Annotated in this window: 11 protein-coding genes; all 11 read right to left on the minus strand. The window is 64.2% G+C overall.

Annotated elements, in window-relative coordinates:
* Positions 1-155: 155 nt before the first annotated feature.
* Positions 156-833 (minus strand): murein L,D-transpeptidase catalytic domain family protein, encoded by a 678-nt coding sequence (locus ACOOE2_RS07690; RefSeq protein WP_420382427.1) that lies wholly within the window; start codon positions 831-833, stop codon positions 156-158.
* A gap of 166 nt (positions 834-999) precedes the next feature.
* Complete coding sequence (locus ACOOE2_RS07695) at positions 1,000-2,187, minus strand: glycosyltransferase (RefSeq protein ID WP_420382428.1); 1,188 nt, start codon at positions 2,185-2,187, stop codon at positions 1,000-1,002.
* A complete protein-coding gene (locus ACOOE2_RS07700) occupies positions 2,184-2,711 on the minus strand; it encodes a DUF2141 domain-containing protein (RefSeq protein ID WP_420382429.1) in 528 nt (175 codons plus the stop codon). The genes ACOOE2_RS07695 and ACOOE2_RS07700 overlap by 4 nt, the downstream gene beginning before the upstream one ends.
* Positions 2,708-3,643 carry a hypothetical protein gene (locus ACOOE2_RS07705; protein ID WP_420382430.1) on the minus strand — a complete coding sequence of 312 codons (936 nt, stop codon included), beginning with the start codon at positions 3,641-3,643 and terminating at the stop codon, positions 2,708-2,710. Before ACOOE2_RS07705 ends, ACOOE2_RS07700 begins: the two co-directional genes overlap by 4 nt.
* Positions 3,644-3,804: 161 nt before the next feature.
* The gene (locus ACOOE2_RS07710) at positions 3,805-4,614 is read right to left on the minus strand and encodes a DUF2334 domain-containing protein (protein ID WP_420382431.1); all 810 of its coding nucleotides are present in this window, start codon (positions 4,612-4,614) and stop codon (positions 3,805-3,807) included.
* Between the two features lie 149 nt (positions 4,615-4,763).
* Positions 4,764-6,563: a glycogen debranching protein GlgX gene (gene glgX / locus ACOOE2_RS07715; protein ID WP_420382432.1), complete on the minus strand. Its 1,800-nt coding sequence runs from the start codon at positions 6,561-6,563 to the stop codon at positions 4,764-4,766.
* The gene (locus ACOOE2_RS07720) at positions 6,560-8,179 is read right to left on the minus strand and encodes an alpha-D-glucose phosphate-specific phosphoglucomutase (RefSeq protein ID WP_420382433.1); all 1,620 of its coding nucleotides are present in this window, start codon (positions 8,177-8,179) and stop codon (positions 6,560-6,562) included. The genes glgX and ACOOE2_RS07720 overlap by 4 nt, the downstream gene beginning before the upstream one ends.
* Positions 8,176-9,624, minus strand: coding sequence for a glycogen synthase GlgA (gene glgA / locus ACOOE2_RS07725; protein ID WP_420382434.1), 1,449 nt, complete (start codon positions 9,622-9,624; stop codon positions 8,176-8,178). Before glgA ends, ACOOE2_RS07720 begins: the two co-directional genes overlap by 4 nt.
* Before the next feature lie 34 nt (positions 9,625-9,658).
* Positions 9,659-10,918: a glucose-1-phosphate adenylyltransferase gene (gene glgC, locus ACOOE2_RS07730; RefSeq protein WP_420382435.1), complete on the minus strand. Its 1,260-nt coding sequence runs from the start codon at positions 10,916-10,918 to the stop codon at positions 9,659-9,661.
* The gene (gene glgB, locus ACOOE2_RS07735; RefSeq protein WP_420382436.1) at positions 10,915-13,119 is read right to left on the minus strand and encodes a 1,4-alpha-glucan branching protein GlgB; all 2,205 of its coding nucleotides are present in this window, start codon (positions 13,117-13,119) and stop codon (positions 10,915-10,917) included. Before glgB ends, glgC begins: the two co-directional genes overlap by 4 nt.
* Positions 13,120-13,179: 60 nt before the next feature.
* Complete coding sequence (locus ACOOE2_RS07740) at positions 13,180-15,603, minus strand: glycogen/starch/alpha-glucan phosphorylase (protein ID WP_420382437.1); 2,424 nt, start codon at positions 15,601-15,603, stop codon at positions 13,180-13,182.
* Positions 15,604-15,657: the final 54 nt, after the last annotated feature.

The raw sequence follows: 15,657 nt of genomic DNA on the forward strand, positions 1-15,657 counted from the left end.
AAACCGCCAGATCGACTCCCGATCATGGCGCGCACGGACCCGTTAGCGCCCGTTCACGCGACGCTCTACCACTTTCTTTCCTTGACGCCCGTCCTAAATCTGCGTGAGGCACACAGGGCAAAAAAAGCCCTCTCGCGTGGGGGCTTATACGATTTCTACCGCGCGGCGAACAGCAGCCGGCCCGGGCCCAGCAGATCGAGCACGGTGGTGATTTCGGCGGGTGGGACCGCAAAACAGCCCTGGCTGCGGCCGATACGGCCATATTGCGCGGCAAAATCGGGGCACACATAGGCCGCGGCATGGACCACGATGCCGCGTGGTTCGGCTTGGTCGTTGTCGCTGTCGAGTCCGATCAGGCGGCGCGAGCGGCCATGTTTGCCCGTGTATGTGTCGCCCAGCATGTAGCTGCCGTTCGACGACGCTTCGGAGCCCATGCGATTCGAGAAACGTTCGGCAAAGCCGCTGTTTTCCGGGTCCGAGCCTTTGCCATGCGCGACCAGATGGCTCGACAGCACACGGCCGGCGGCAATGTCGACGATATGCAGGCGTGGTAGTTTCGAGGGCACGGAAAAATCGACAAGGCCCAACACATTGCGGTCGGCGATCCGGCCCCGATGCGCCTCAAGCGCGGCCAGCGCACGCGGCAGCAACGCGGGCGCCTGGTCCCCGGCACGCGCATCGGGCATGACGGTTTCGGGCGGCAGGTTCATCGCAGGGTGTGCGTCAAACCGCGCCGGCACAGGCGAAATCACTGCAGAAGCGCCGCGCGGCAAAAGAGCGGAGGCTGCGGTCCCGGCAAAAATGCCACAGAACCGGCGCCGGCCGATATCCATCGTTTGCAAACCTCTTGCTCAGGAGTGTCGGCGACTTTGCCCCCAAAGACGCCGACGGGTTATAATATCGAGCGAGGCCAATAGCATTGTGCGGCGCGTCAACGCGAGTCTTAGTTCCACCCTTGCGACAAGGCGTGCGACTGGCGCTGTAAACCGTGTTTTGTGCTCAGGCCGCGCGCGCGTCGGGCGCAATCAGGCGCTCGTATGTGCCGAACAGCTCGCGGAAATGATCGTCCATCGTGCGTGGCGGGGGCACCTCGGCATAAGGCCCGGCCACACCGGTTTCGCGGCCGATGCAGTATTCGGTGATCATCTGCGCCGCAGCGGCGGTGTCGGCGGATTTGTAGATCCACCCCCCCCCATCCGCACCCAGGCTGGCGCGCGCCTGGTCTGCGGCGCCGCCTTCATCGGGCACGATCAGCGGCAGGCCGCTGGCGCGCGCTTCGGCGGCGACCATGCAAAAGGTTTCGGCTTCGCACCCGTGCAACAGCGCGTCGGCGCTCGCGATCACGCGCGCAAGTTCGTGGCGCACGGTGATCGGCGCCAGAATGTGGACATGCGGATTGCGCCCGATCCGCCGCTGGATAGTCTTCAGATCGCGGCCCTGGCCGACCAGCACCAGCCCCACCGGATTGCGCGCGCCGGCTGCGGCCACGGCATCGACCAGCATCGGCCAGCGTTTTTCCGGAGAAAACCGCCCGACACCCAGCAGCAGCGTGGCGGATTCGGGCAATTCGCACCGCTCGAGCAGGCCCTTGCGCAAACCCGCGTCGCGCAAATGCGGCGAAAACACGCCGGGATCGACCCCCATCGGGTTCGTTACCACATGCTGCAACCCGCCATCGCTCAGCCGTGCCGACAATCCGGCGCTGGCCGACACGATCAGGTCATAGCCCTGATCCAGCCGGCGCAGATGGCGCCAGTAGCGGTCGAACAGCCCGTTGATCGTGTCGCGCGTCGCCACCGGATCGAACCAGCGATAGGCATAGGCGGACAGCGGATCGGCATGCATGATCAGCGATCGCGGCGCTTTGCCGGGCCATTCGGCGATGATGCTGGCGCTGCGCCACGGCGACGAAGCCTCGACAAAATCGGGCTTTTCGCGATCGAGCGCGGCATAGAGCGCGGGCACGTCGGTAAAATAGCGGTAGTTGAAGTCGAGCGGAAACACCGTCGATTTCAGCCACACGATCCGCGCATTGAGCCCGCGCTGTTCGACTTCGTCTTTCATGCCCGGCGCGATCACCACGATATCGTGGCCCATTTCCGCGCCGGCCCTCAGCTTGCGATCGACATATGTGCGCACACCGCCGCCCTTGGGCGCGTAGAACGCACAGACGTCGACAAGCTTCATCTGCGCGGCTCGATCGGCCCGAACGACAGCAGGCCGACGCGATAGTTCATCACCACGCGCACTGGCGTAACCCTGGGCCCGGCATAAAACGACACCGTTTCGGCGCGGGGCTTCGAATAGCCCAGGTGCGGATTGTTGGAAAAACCCGCGCCGTCATGCTGCCAGTTGAAGCGATGGTTCGAATCGCGATCATGCAGCACCGAGACCGCAACGCGGCCTGGCGCGGGCAGGCGCACGCAGATATGCGGGTCATGCTCAGGCGGGACCGGCACGTCTATCCGGCGAAACAGCTTGCCCGCCATCACCAGCTTGTTGTCGTCGGCCAGGAAATCCTCTTCGGTCCCGGGATAGACTTCGATTTTCAGCCGCCCGGTATGGTCCTTCAGGCCCACTACCTCGATCATCAGGGCCGGGCCGGCCTCGCCCGCGCGGCACGTCGCTTCGGCCGTCCCGAGGTCGGGGGACGAGGGGATAAAAGCCGCTGTCAGCAACAGGAAAGCCGGCAGCAACAGTACCCGTATCATGCGTTACGTTCCCTTTGCGCCAGATCGAGCAGCAACATCGCCATATACACCACAATATGGATAGCCGTGATGAACAGGGCAATAGCGGTGATCATCTGCAGCGTCTGATTGACCGGGCCGCCAAACAGCGCGAGCGCGCCGGCAAATGCGATCTCCTGGTTGGGGATGACCGGCAGGCGCGTGACCAGCAGCCGGCCGGTCGACAGCATCAGCCACGACGCAAACGGCACGGCGGGCAGCATCAGGCTCCACAACACCGCAGTCAGCACGGTGTTGACGATCAGGCGCACCATATGGACCATCAGCACGAACACCAGATCCTTGCGCGGCAGGCTGAGGATGCGATTGCGCAAAAACGTGATGGCCAGGCCGATGACCAGCATCACGCCGATCGAGCCATAGATTTCGCGGCGGTTGAAGCCGAATGCATAGTGATTGAAATAGGGCCAGGCGATCGCCAGCATGATCAGCGTCATCACATAGCCGGCCATGGCCGACAGGATCGCGACGTCTTTCACCGCGCCGAACGGAGATCCCTCCATTTTGACATGGCGCCGTGCCCAGTCGTAGAAATAGACTTCGCCGACATAGCTGAGCAGGATCTGGTTGCCGATCATCTTCTTGATCAGCGGAAAGATGCCGTCGGCCGGAATTTTCCAGAGCTTGCGGAAAATCACCCAGTCTCCGACCGGGCCGCTGAGATAGTTGACGCCCAGCACCAGCCAGATCAGCGGTGATGTCGGGATATACCGGACCAGCGTGTGCCAGTCGAGTTCGTGCACCTGCCACAGCGCGCCGCCCAGGATGGCGACCGAGATCGCCGGGCCGATATAGGCGCTCAGCCGGCGCCAGCGCGAAACCGGGTTTGAGGCGGGCAGGTCAGCCGGGGGCCGGTCAACCGGGGTCAGGTCAGCGGTCACAGGGTCGGTCATCGGCGCGTGATCGTATCATGGGGCCGGCCTGGAATGGTCATGGTCGTGATGCGCTCCATCGCGATTGCAGCGCAGGGCGAACCCACGGCCATCGGCCCCGCGTTTAGGCAGCTTGGTGCTCCGGGTCCAGTCACGTTGCGAATTATCCGCATGCGATGTGATCAGGCCAGCAGCGCGGCATAGCGCGACGGACGATGCGTTCGCGCAAATCGCGCCAGGGTGGCATCGATCGAGGCCAGGAGCGCGGGCACCGTGACATCGCCGGGATGCACCGCAACGCGCAGATCGCGGAGCAACAGCGGCAGCGTGGGCCGGGCAAGCGCGGCAAACCCCAGCGACGAGCGGATGCGTCCCGGATTGCGGCTGGCCCAGGTCACGACCGGGCCGCGCGACAGCACGCGGCGGTCGGTGCCGGCCTGTCCCGGTGCCCACACAGTCATGTGGTCCTCGGCCAGCGCAAAGCCGACGTCACCCAGCGCGGCCAGTGCGCCCGGGCCATACAGCCATGCCGGCGCAATAAACCCGGCGACCGGCTTGCCCAGGATATCCTCGAGCAAGGCCTTGCCCTCGCGCATCCGGCGTGCCGCTTCGGCTTGCGACAGGCTGAGGAATTCGCCTTCGCCCGCGGTCATGTGCTGGCCCTTGATCTGTGCCAGCCGCCCGGTCGCGGGTGTCTCGTCGCGGTGGCACCAGCCGTGCAGGAACATTTCGATGCCCAGGTCGGCCCAGCGGCGCAATTGCGTGTGGAACGCGGCATTGCCGGCGATCGGCGCCTCGCCCCAGTGGTCGGGGATAACCAGCATCGCGAATTTCGGCCCGCCGAGGTGGCCTTGCAACCGGTCGGCCAGCGCATCCACCGCGCTGTGCGATCGCGGCGAGACATCGTGGATCGACGCGAGCAGGCGTCTTACATCGCGATGTGGGCGGCCGCCAAGTGCTTCGCGTCCGGCGGACGGGGCAGGGGTGGGCATGGTCTCGGTCACGGGTAGCCGGGACTGTCGCAAGACACCCGATATTGCAATGGAAAACGTGACGGACAGCGTCTGGCGTTGCGCAAGCGATTGCCAGGGCAGGCGTGATCAGCATGCGCGTCATAAACCCCCACGCGGGCCGTCCCCGTTTATGGGAGGGCTTTTTTGGGTTGCGAGACAACGACCTCGATCGCATTGCGGTCGATGGCAACCCGCGCGCCATTGGGCGCGCGCCAGACAAAGCCATGCGCGGCGGGCGCATCCCAATCCGCCGGCGCCATCGCGTGGCCATCCAGCGTCTGCCAAGCGCCATCTTCGGGAAATGACGCCTTGGCGGGGAAATGCGCAGCGCGCCAGGCAGCCAGCACCGCAACGTGTTCTTCCAGTTCGGTATCGCGGTTGGCCCAGTCGAGCCAGGTCAGCGCGTTATCCTGGGCGTAGGCGTTGTTGTTGCCGTTCTGGCTGCGGCCGAATTCGTCGCCAGCGGTCAGCATGATCGTCCCTGCCGAAGCAAACAGTGTGCCCAGCATGGCGCGCGCATAGGCCGCGCGGCGGCTGATCACGGCAGGATCGTCGCTCGGCCCTTCGACTCCGTTGTTCCAGCTGTAGTTTTCGCCCTGGCCATCGCGGCCGTCCTCGCCATTGGCGAAGTTGTGCCGCTCGTTGTAGGCGAGCATGTCGGCCAGCGTGAAGCCATCGTGCGCCGCCAGAAACGCAACCGACTTGCACGGACGATCGGCGCAAGACCCGAACACATCGGCAGACCCGGCCATGCGCGTCGCCAGCAGGCCTATCGTGGCATCGCCGCGCCAGAATTTGCGCACGTCGTCACGATACCTATCGTTCCATTCCAGCCAGTGCGGCGGAAAATTGCCCAGCTGATACCCGCCCGGGCCGATATCCCACGGCTCGGCGATCAGCACCCGGTCGGCCAGCCAGCGATCGGCGGCGATCTCGGCAAAGATCGGCGCAGCGGGGTCGAATTCCGGCCCGCGCGCCATGATCGTGGCCAGGTCGAAGCGAAAGCCGTCGACCCCGGCAAACCGCACGAAATGGCGCAAACTGTCGAGCACCAGCGTGCGAAACGCGACGTTGGCAAAATCGAGCGTGTTGCCACACCCGGTATCGTTGACCAGCGTGCCGGCGGCGTCATGTGCATAGGCCTGGTTGTCGATGCCGCGAAACGACAGCAGCGGACCAAGCTCATCGCTTTCGCCCGAATGGTTGAACACCAGGTCGAGAATGACGCCGATCCCCGCCGCGCGCAACGCCGCAACCGTGGCGGCAAACTCTGCCATGCCGCCGGGGCAGATCCGCGGCTCCAGCGCCATCGGCGCGACCGGATTATACCCCCAGGCATTGGTCAGCCCGAGGGGGCCCAGATGCCGCTCGTCGACCCAGGCGACGACCGGCATCAATTCGACCGCGGCAACGCGCAGCTTTTGCAGATGCGCGATGATCGCCGGATGGGCCAGAGCAGCGATCGTGCCGCGCTGTTCGGGCGGGATATCGGGGTGCAGCCAGGTAAAGCTGCGCACATGGATCTCGTAGATCAATCCGCCCACGGTAAACACCGGCGGCGCACGCGGCACCTCCGCGATCGGGCCGGGCACGATCGCGCGCGGCATCAGGGCGGCGGTATCGATGCCATGCTGCGCCAGCGCGGCGTCGAACACGAACGGGCGATCGAATTCGACCGCGCCCGGATCGGCGAGCAGCTTGGCCGGATCGAACCACAATTTTTGATCGGGCGCCCAGATGCCGCTGGCGCGAAATCCATATTTTTCGCCCGCCAGATTGCCCGGTACCGTGACCGCCCAGTCATCACCGTCGCGCACCATCGGCACGTGCCGTTCGGCATCGCCGGTGAACAGGCACACCGTCACCCCGTCCGCCTGCGGGCTGTGTACGCGGAATTGGGTGCCCTCCGGCCCGGCAATCGCGCTCATGTGATAACGCTCGGCTGGGTGCGGCCGGTGTGGCGCGCAATGCCGGCCAGGCTGTCCGCTGCCGCGATCAGATCGGCCAGCATATCGCCGGTTTCGCGGTCGAGCGACCCTTCGCAGGGCTCATAGCGTTCAAGATAGACGCGCAAGGTCGCGCCTTCGGTGCCGGTACCCGACAGGCGGAACACGATGCGCGATCCGCCCTCGAACAGCACGCGCAGGCCCTGGTTGGCGCTGGTCGACCCGTCCACCGGATCGAGGTACGAGAAACTGTCGGCCACATTGACCGTCAGCGCCCCGAATGTCGTGCCGCGCAACGTTGACAGCTTTGCCGTCAGCTCCGCGATCAGCGCGTCGGCTTCGGCGATAGGCAACGCCTCGTAATCATGCCGCGCGTAATAGTTGCGGCCGTACGTCGCCCAGTGCTCGCGTGCGAGCGCATCGACGCTGATCTTGCGCACGGCCAGAATATTCAGCCACAACAAGACCGCCCACAGGCCGTCCTTTTCGCGGACATGGTCGGATCCGGTGCCGGCACTTTCCTCGCCGCAGATCGTGACTTTGCCCGCATCGAGCAGATTGCCGAAAAATTTCCACCCCGTCGGCGTTTCAAACGCGGGCACGCCCAGCGCCGCCGCCACGCGATCGGCCGCCGCGCTCGTCGGCATCGACCGCGCTATCCCGGCCAGCCCGCGCGCATAGCCCGGCGCCAGATGCGCGTTTGCGGCCAGCATCGCCAGGCTGTCGGACGGCGTGATGAAGCGGTGCCGCCCGATGATCAGGTTGCGATCACCATCGCCATCCGACGCTGCGCCGAAATCGGGCGCATGGGGCGCCATCATCGTATCGTACAGCGCCTTGGCATGGACCAGGTTGGGATCGGGATGATGCCCGCCGAAATCCTCCATCGGAATCCCGTTGTGCACTGTGCCGATCGCAAACCCGAGCCGGTTTTCCAGGATTTCTGTCGCATAAGGCCCGGTTACGGCGTGCATCGCATCGAAGGCCATCGTCAGCTTTGCCGCGCGGATCGCAGGAAAGTCGAACAGCGTTTCCATCAGGTCGGCATAGTCGGCCACCGGGTCGATCACGCTGACCGTCATCGCGCCGACGACGGTATCACCCACCGTATCCAGGTCGACATCGGGCGCGTCCACGGTCAGCCAGCGGTCGATCGTCGTGGTGCGCGTGTAAATCGCCTCGGTCACGCCTTCGGGCGCGGGGCCGCCATTGGCGATGTTGTACTTTATCCCGAAATCCTCGTCGGGGCCGCCAGGATTGTGGCTGGCCGACAGGATCAGCCCGCCGCTCGCGCGGTATTTGCGGATCATGTGACTGGCCGCCGGCGTCGAGGCGATGCCGCCGGTCCCGACGAGCACGCGGCCATAACCGTTGGCCGCGGCAATGCGGATCGCCGCCTGGATCACCGTGCGGTTGTGATAGCGCCCGTCGCCGCCGATCACCAATGTGCTGGCGGGCTCGCGTTCGACCACGTCGAACACCGCCTGGATGAAATTCTCGGCGTAATTGGCTTGCGCAAACACGCGCACTTTCTTGCGCAATCCCGATGTGCCGGGTTTTTGCCCGGCATAGGGGGTGCATGGTACGGTCTTGATCATCGGGACTCCATCAACCGGGCGTAAAGATCGGCATAGGCTTTGCCACTGCGACCCCATGAGAAATCGGATTTCATGCCCGCGCGCTGAATCTGGTGCCACGCCGCGCGGTCATGGTACAGCGTGATCGTGCGATCGATCGCCTCGGCCAGCAGATCGTAATTCACCGCGTTGAAATGGATGCCCGTCGCGCTGCCGGCGACAAGCGCGGCCAGATTGGCATCGACCACCGTATCGGCGAGGCCCCCGGTGCGCGAAACGACCGGGACGCAGCCATAGGCCAGCCCGTACAGCTGGGTCAGCCCGCATGGTTCGAACCGGCTGGGGATCAGGATCGCATCACCCCCGGCCTGCATCCGGTGCGACAGCGCTTCGTCATAGCCGATGCGCACGCCGACACGCCCGGGGTGGCGCATGCTCGCCGCCAGCAGTTCGGCTTCGAGCCCGCGATCGCCCGATCCCAACACCGCCAGCCGCCCGCCCAGGCCAACCAGATGGTCGATCACTTCGAGCAGCACATCCATGCCCTTTTGCCAGGTGAGCCGGCTGATCACGACAAACAGCGGGCCATCACCGGGTTCCAGATCGAACTCCGCCGCCAGCGCGACCTTGTTGGCGGCGCGGCGGGGCAGGGTGCGCGCGGTAAACGTCGCGGGCAGTGCGGGATCGGTGGCGGAGTTCCATTCGCGGGTGTCGATGCCGTTGACGATGCCGCGAACCTGGCCGTGGCGCGCGCGGATCAGTCCATCGAGCCCCATGCCGAAATCGCGATGGCGAATTTCGCGCGCATACGTCGGGCTGACTGTGGTCACGGCCCAGGCAGTAGACAGCCCGGCTTTCAGAAAACCCACGCCGCCATGATATTCGACACCATCGATCGCCCAGGCGGCATCCGGCAAGCCCAGACGGCCAAACAGCGCGGGCGGAAAATAGCCCTGAAACGCCATGTTGTGGATGGTCATCACGCTCGGCGGCGCGTCGCCCGCCGGCGCGAATTTCAGGTACGCCGGCACGAGCCCCGCCTGCCAGTCGTGCGCATGCGCGATGTCGAATGTCAGCTTTTTCACAGCGCCACTCGCGACATCGGCGGCGGCTCTGGAAAATGCGGCAAAGCGCAGATCGTTGTCCGCCCAGTCGCGCCCGCTGTCATCGCCATACGGCCCGCCATCGCGGCGAAACAGCGTGGGCGCATCGAGCACCAGCAACGGATACCCGCCGATCGTCCCCTGCAACAGCCGCGCCGGCTCTCCCAGCAACGATGGCCAGGTGTGTATCGCCCGGGTCTTGCCCAGCGTCGCCATCACGGCCGGATAGCCCGGAAGCATGGTCGTCATCGCCACGTCCTGGTCCGCGACCGCCGCAGGCAGCGCGCCGGCCACATCGGCAAGCCCGCCGGTCTTGATCAGGGGCGCCGCTTCGGACGCAATCGACAACACGCGGATAGTCATAAGTTCACCCCAAATCCTCCCCTGAGGGGGAGGATTACAGCTGTTCGATCATCGTCTTGGTAATCAAACATACCCCGCTGTCCGTCCGGCGAAACCGGCGCGCGTCGAGTTCAGGATCCTCGCCCACCACCAGACCTTCGGGAATGCGCACGCCGGAATCGAGAATCACGCGTCTCAGCCGCGCACCGCGCCCGATGTTGCAATACGGCAGGATCACCGCCTCCTCGACGCTCGACCACGATCCCATCTTGACCCCGGTAAACAGCATCGAGCGCCGCGCGAGCGCGCCCGAAACGATGCAATCCTGGCTGATCAGCGACGAGATCGCCATGCCGCGTCGCCCATCGGCGTCATGCACGAACTTGGCCGGCGCGGCGATGATCTGGTCGGTCCAGATCGGCCAGTTGCGGTCATACATGTTCAGCTGTGGCACCACATCGGTCAGATCGAGATTGGCGTCGAAATACGCATCGAGCGTGCCGACATCGCGCCAGTATTCGCTGGTCTGGTCGCTGGCACGCACGCAGCTGTCGGTAAACCGGTGCGCGACGGCTTTGCCGTGCTTGACGATGTAGGGGATGATGTCGTTGCCGAAATCGCGGCTTGATCCGGGCGTCGCCGCATCGCGTTTGAGCTCTTCGAACAGGAATTCGGTGTCGAATACATAAATGCCCATCGACGCCAGGCTGTACTCCGGTTCGCCGGGTATCGTCGGCGGATCGGCCGGCTTTTCCACAAACGCCGTGACATTGCTTTGCGTGTCGACCGCCATCACGCCAAACGCGCTGGCCTCGTGCTGCTTGACCACAAGACAGCCGATCGTGACATCCGCGCCCGAATTGACATGCTGTTGCAGCATCAATTCGTAATCCATCTTGTAGATATGATCGCCGGCCAGGATCACCATGTACTTGGGCGCATGGCTGGCGATGATATCGATGTTCTGAAACACCGCATCGGCCGTGCCTTCATACCACATCTGTTCGGAAATGCGCTGCGACGCGGGCAGGATGTCGAAACTTTCGTTGCGTTCGGGCCGCATGAAATTCCACGCGCGGTTCATGTGCCGGATCAGCGAATGCGCCTTGTACTGCGTCGCCACGCCGATCCGGCGAATGCCCGAATTGAGCGCGTTGGACAGCGCAAAGTCGATGATCCGGCTGACCCCGCCAAAATAGACCGCCGGTTTGGCGCGGGTGTCGGTCAATTCCTTCAACCGGCTGCCCCGCCCGCCCGCGAGCACATAGGCCATTGCGTCGCGTGCCAGCGGTTGTCCCGCGCTCCTGTCCCTCATCCCTGCAAGCTCCCGATAAATTCGAACATGACCGTGGCCAGCGGCGGCACAATCACCAGCGCCGCCCCGTTTTTGACTTCGATGGCACCCTGGTTGCCCTGGCCCGATCCGCCATAGATCGCGGCATCGCTGTTCAGCACTTCGCGCCACGTGCCCTCGTGCGGCAGCGGCAGGCGGTAATGCCAATGCACTGCGGGCGTGAAATTGCTGACGACTGCGACCGGGTTTTCGCCGGGCGCCTTGCGCAACCAGGCGAACACGCTGGCGGCGGCATCATCGACGACCACCCATTCGAACCCGTCGCTTTCGCAATCGCGTGCGTGCAACGCGGGCAAGGCGCGATAAACCCGGTTGAGATCGCGCACCCATGCGCGCACCCCCCAGTGCGGCGCGTGATGAAGCAGGCCCCAATCGAGCTCGCGCGCTTCGCTCCATTCACGACGCTGGGCAAATTCCTGCCCCATGAACAACAGCTTCTTGCCCGGATAACCCCACATCATGCCGTAATAGGCGCGCAAGTTGGCGAACTGCTGCCATTCGTCGCCGCTCATCTTGTCGATCAGCGATCGCTTGCCATGCACCACTTCGTCATGGCTGAGCGGCAGCACGAAATTCTCGGTGAACGCATACGTCACTCCGAACGTGATGTCGTCGTGATGATGCTGCCGGTGGATCGGTTCGCGCGCCATGTATTGCAGCGTGTCGTTCATGAAACCCATGTTCCATTTGAAGCCGAAGCCCAGGGCGGTCCGGGGCCCGCCTTCTTCCACCGGCATGCACACGCCGGGCCACGTCGTGCTTTCCTCGGCGACGGTCACCACGCCGGGATGGCTGCCATAGACCGCCCGGTTCATTCCCTGCAGGAAATGCACCGCCTCCCAATTTTCGCGGCCGCCTTGATCATTGGGCACCCATTCGCCTGCCTCACGCGAATAATCGCGGTGCAGCATCGAGGCGACGGCATCGACGCGCAGCCCGTCCACATGGTATTTCTCCGCCCAGAACAACGCGTTGTTGGTCAGGAACGCCTCAACCTCGCGCCGCCCGAAATTGTAGATCGCGGTGTTCCAGTCGGGATGGAAGCCCTGGCGCGGGTCGGCGTGTTCGTACAGCGACGTCCCGTCGAATTTCGCCAAACCGTGCGCGTCGGTCGGAAAATGCGCTGGCACCCAGTCGATCAACACCCCGAGCCCGGCGCGGTGCGCCCCGTCGACAAACCGCGCAAACCCTTCGGGCTCGCCAAACCGCGCCGATGGCGCATAGAGCCCGGTCGTCTGATAGCCCCAGCTGGGATCATACGGATGCTCGCTGACCGGCAGAAACTCGATATGGGTAAAGCCCATATCGATGACATACGGAATCAACTGGTCGGCCAATTCGTCCCAGGTCGGAAACACGTGGCCCTCGGCATGGCCGGGAATGTCGCGATGCGGCGCATGACGCCATGATCCGGCGTGAACTTCGTAGATCGAGATCGGCTGCCGCCGGGCATCGATCCTGGCCCAATGCGCGCGGTGCGCCGCATCGCCCCATTCGGGCTTGCCGGGCGCGGCGACGATCGACGCGGTGGCGGGGCGCAGTTCGGAAAAGAATGCGTAAGGGTCGGCCTTGAGTGGCTGCACGGTGCCGTCGGGGCCGGTGATGCGGAATTTGTACGCGCGGCCACGGGCGATATCGGGGATGAAGATTTCCCAGATCCCGGTATCCGCGCGCCGCCGCATCGGATGGCGCCGGCCATCCCATTCGTTGAAATCGCCGACCACCGCGACCAGGCTGGCGTTGGGCGCCCAGACTGCGAAATGCACGCCGGTCGCGCCCTCGTGATCGATGACGTGCGCGCCCATCTTGTCGAACAAGCGAAAATGCGTGCCTTGACCAATCAGGAAATCATCGGTCGGGCCCAGCACCGGCCCGAATGAAAACGGATCGGTCACCTGCCACGTATGCGCGCCATCCGAACAATGATACCGCACCGGTTGCGGCGGGCCGGACAGCTTGCCTTCGAACAATCCCCGCTCGTCGACCATCTCCAGCGTGCCCAGCGGCTTGTCCGCCAAGCTGAAAGCGCGGACGTCGCGGGCGCCCGGCAGCACCGCACGCGCAAATGTCCCACCCGGCCCCGCGAGCACGCCCAGCAGCGAAAACGGATCGGCATGCGTGCCATCGAGCAAGGCTGCGATGGCGGTTGCCGGGGGCTTCATTGTGGTCTTGTCCTCTCCCATCCGGCTTATACTGGTTTCAATCGCGCGTTGCAGCCAGCATCAGACATTCCAGATATCCTTGGCATATTCGCGAATGGTTCGGTCTGAAGAAAACCACCCGACGTTCGCGATGTTCCGTATGCAGCTCGCCCGCCATGCCGCGGGGTTCTCCCAGCGGGTGTCGATGGCGCGCTGTGCCGTGTGATACCCGTCGAAATCGGCGGCGACGAGGAACCAGTCGCTGTCGTACAGCCCGTCCATCAAATCCTTGTACCGGTCGGGATCATCGGGGCTGAACACCCCGCTCTGGATCGCAGTGATCGCCTGAAACAGTTCGGGCGAGGATTCGATGATCGCGCGCGGATTGTAGTTGTTGGCGCGGGTGAACGCGACTTCGTCGGCGGTCAGGCCAAAGATCGCAATATTGGCATCGCCGACACGATCCTTGATCTCGATATTCGCGCCATCGAGCGTGCCGATCGTCAGCGCGCCATTCAGCGCGAACTTCATGTTGCCGGTGCCCGATGCCTCCATCCCGGCTGTCGAAATCTGCTCTGACAGATCGGCCGCAGGGATGATCCGTTCGGCCAGCGACACGTTGTAATTGGCCACGAACACGACCTTGAGCAATCCGCCCACCGAGGGGTCCGAATTGATCCGGCGGGCGATGTCGTTGGCCAGCTTGATGATCAACTTGGCGTTGTGATAGCTCGGCGCCGCCTTCCCGCCGAAAATCTTGACGCGCGGCACCCAGTCGCGTTCGGGATGGCTGCGGATCTGGTCATACAGCGCGACCGTTTCGATCAGATTGAGCAGCTGGCGCTTGTATTCGTGGATGCGCTTGATCTGCACATCGAACAGCGCGTCGGGATCGAGCCGGATCCCGGTGAGCGTCTTGAGATGTGTGGCCAGCGCGACCTTGTTCGACCGTTTGACTTCGGCAATACGCTCACCCAGCGCAGCGTCATCGGCCAGCGCATTCAGGTCGGCCAGTTTCGCGGTATCATCGAGAAACCCGTCGCCAATGGCATCCTTGATCACCGAAACCAGCCCTGGATTGCACTTCAGCAGCCAGCGGCGCGGCGTCACGCCATTGGTCTTGTTGTTGATCCGCGTCGGGTACAGCGCGTGGAGATCGGCAAACACCGTCGTTTTCATCAGTTCGGTGTGCAGCGCGGCCACGCCATTGATGCTGTGTGCGCCGACAAACGCCAGGTTGGCCATTCGCACGCGGCGCTCGCCATGTTCATCGACCAGGCTGATCGCCGAAATCTGCTCGTCGGTCATCTCCGCACGCCGCGCCTCGCGCAGCACGCGGCTGTTGATCGCATAGATGATCTGCATGTGCCGCGGCAGCAGGCGCTCGAACAGCGGCAGCTGCCACGATTCCAGCGCTTCGGGCAGCAGCGTGTGATTGGTATAGCCGATCGTTGCCTTGGTCACCTCCCACGCTTCGTTGAATTCCAGCCCGTGAATATCGACCAGCAGCCGCATCAGCTCGGCAACCGCCACCGAAGGATGCGTGTCGTTCAGCTGGATCGCGGCCTTGTCGGGCAAAGTGCGCACATCGGTGTGATATTGCACATGGCGCCGCACGATGTCCTGGATCGAGGCGGAGGTGAAGAAAAACTCCTGCCGCAGGCGAAGCTCCAGCCCCGACGGCGTGTTGTCGGCGGGATACAGCACGCGCACCAGCGCATCGGCCTCGGCCTCGTCGACCAGCGCGCCGACATGATCGCCGGCGTTGAACTTGTCGAGCTTGATCGGATCGAGCGCGCGCGCGGTCCACAGCCGCAGCGTGTTGACACGTTTGCCGCGCCAGCCGACGACCGGCGTATCATAGGCAATGGCCTCGATCTGTTCGGCCGGGATCCATTCGACCGCATCCCCGCGATCGACGACTTCGCCGCCGAACCCGATGCGGTACGCGCTTTCGCGGCGCGGGAATTCCCAGGGGTTGCCATGGCTGAGCCAGGTTTCGGGCAGTTCGACCTGCCAGCCATCGTCGATCCGCTGACGGAACATGCCGTTCTTGTAGCGGATGCCATAGCCGTACGCGGGGATATCGAGACTGGCGAGGCTTTCCATGAAGCACGCGGCCAGGCGGCCGAGCCCGCCATTGCCCAGCGCCGCATCGGGCTCCAGGTCTTCGAGCGCAGACAGATCGAGGCCGTGCTCGCGCAAGGCCAGCTCCATTTCGCGTGTCAGCCCCATGTTGGACAGGGCATCGCGCAGCAGGCGCCCGATCAGGAATTCGAGGCTGAGATAATACACGCGCTTGCCGGCGCTGTCATAGGTGTCGCGGGTCGATTCCATCCACACGTCGATGATCGCATCGCGCAGCGTCAGGACCGTCGCGGTATACCAGTCGTGGGGTTTGGCGGCGCGTTCATCCTTGCCGACGCGGTGGCGCAGCACATCGATGATATGGACGTCGATATCGGCAGCTTTGGAGCCGGGGCTCAGCGGGACGTCAAGGCTCATGCAACGCGGCTCCTGGGCTTAATTAGTCTCAGGCCTTATCTCGGCGCCCCGCGT

It is taken from the genome of Novosphingobium sp. (assembly GCF_965214355.1).
Classification (GTDB): Bacteria; Pseudomonadota; Alphaproteobacteria; order Sphingomonadales; family Sphingomonadaceae; genus Novosphingobium.

Bases quoted from the DNA above. Each gene is read 5' to 3' on its own strand.
- ACOOE2_RS07690 (WP_420382427.1), bottom strand. From the start codon at position 833: ATGGATATCGGCCGGCGCCGGTTCTGTGGCATTTTTGCCGGGACCGCA.
- ACOOE2_RS07695 (WP_420382428.1), bottom strand. From the start codon at position 2,187: ATGAAGCTTGTCGACGTCTGTGCGTTCTACGCGCCCAAGGGCGGCGGT.
- ACOOE2_RS07700 (WP_420382429.1), bottom strand. From the start codon at position 2,711: ATGATACGGGTACTGTTGCTGCCGGCTTTCCTGTTGCTGACAGCGGCT.
- ACOOE2_RS07705 (WP_420382430.1), bottom strand. From the start codon at position 3,643: ATGACCGACCCTGTGACCGCTGACCTGACCCCGGTTGACCGGCCCCCG.
- ACOOE2_RS07710 (WP_420382431.1), bottom strand. From the start codon at position 4,614: ATGCCCACCCCTGCCCCGTCCGCCGGACGCGAAGCACTTGGCGGCCGC.
- glgX (WP_420382432.1), bottom strand. From the start codon at position 6,563: ATGAGCGCGATTGCCGGGCCGGAGGGCACCCAATTCCGCGTACACAGC.
- ACOOE2_RS07720 (WP_420382433.1), bottom strand. From the start codon at position 8,179: ATGATCAAGACCGTACCATGCACCCCCTATGCCGGGCAAAAACCCGGC.
- glgA (WP_420382434.1), bottom strand. From the start codon at position 9,624: ATGACTATCCGCGTGTTGTCGATTGCGTCCGAAGCGGCGCCCCTGATC.
- glgC (WP_420382435.1), bottom strand. From the start codon at position 10,918: ATGAGGGACAGGAGCGCGGGACAACCGCTGGCACGCGACGCAATGGCC.
- glgB (WP_420382436.1), bottom strand. From the start codon at position 13,119: ATGAAGCCCCCGGCAACCGCCATCGCAGCCTTGCTCGATGGCACGCAT.
- ACOOE2_RS07740 (WP_420382437.1), bottom strand. From the start codon at position 15,603: ATGAGCCTTGACGTCCCGCTGAGCCCCGGCTCCAAAGCTGCCGATATC.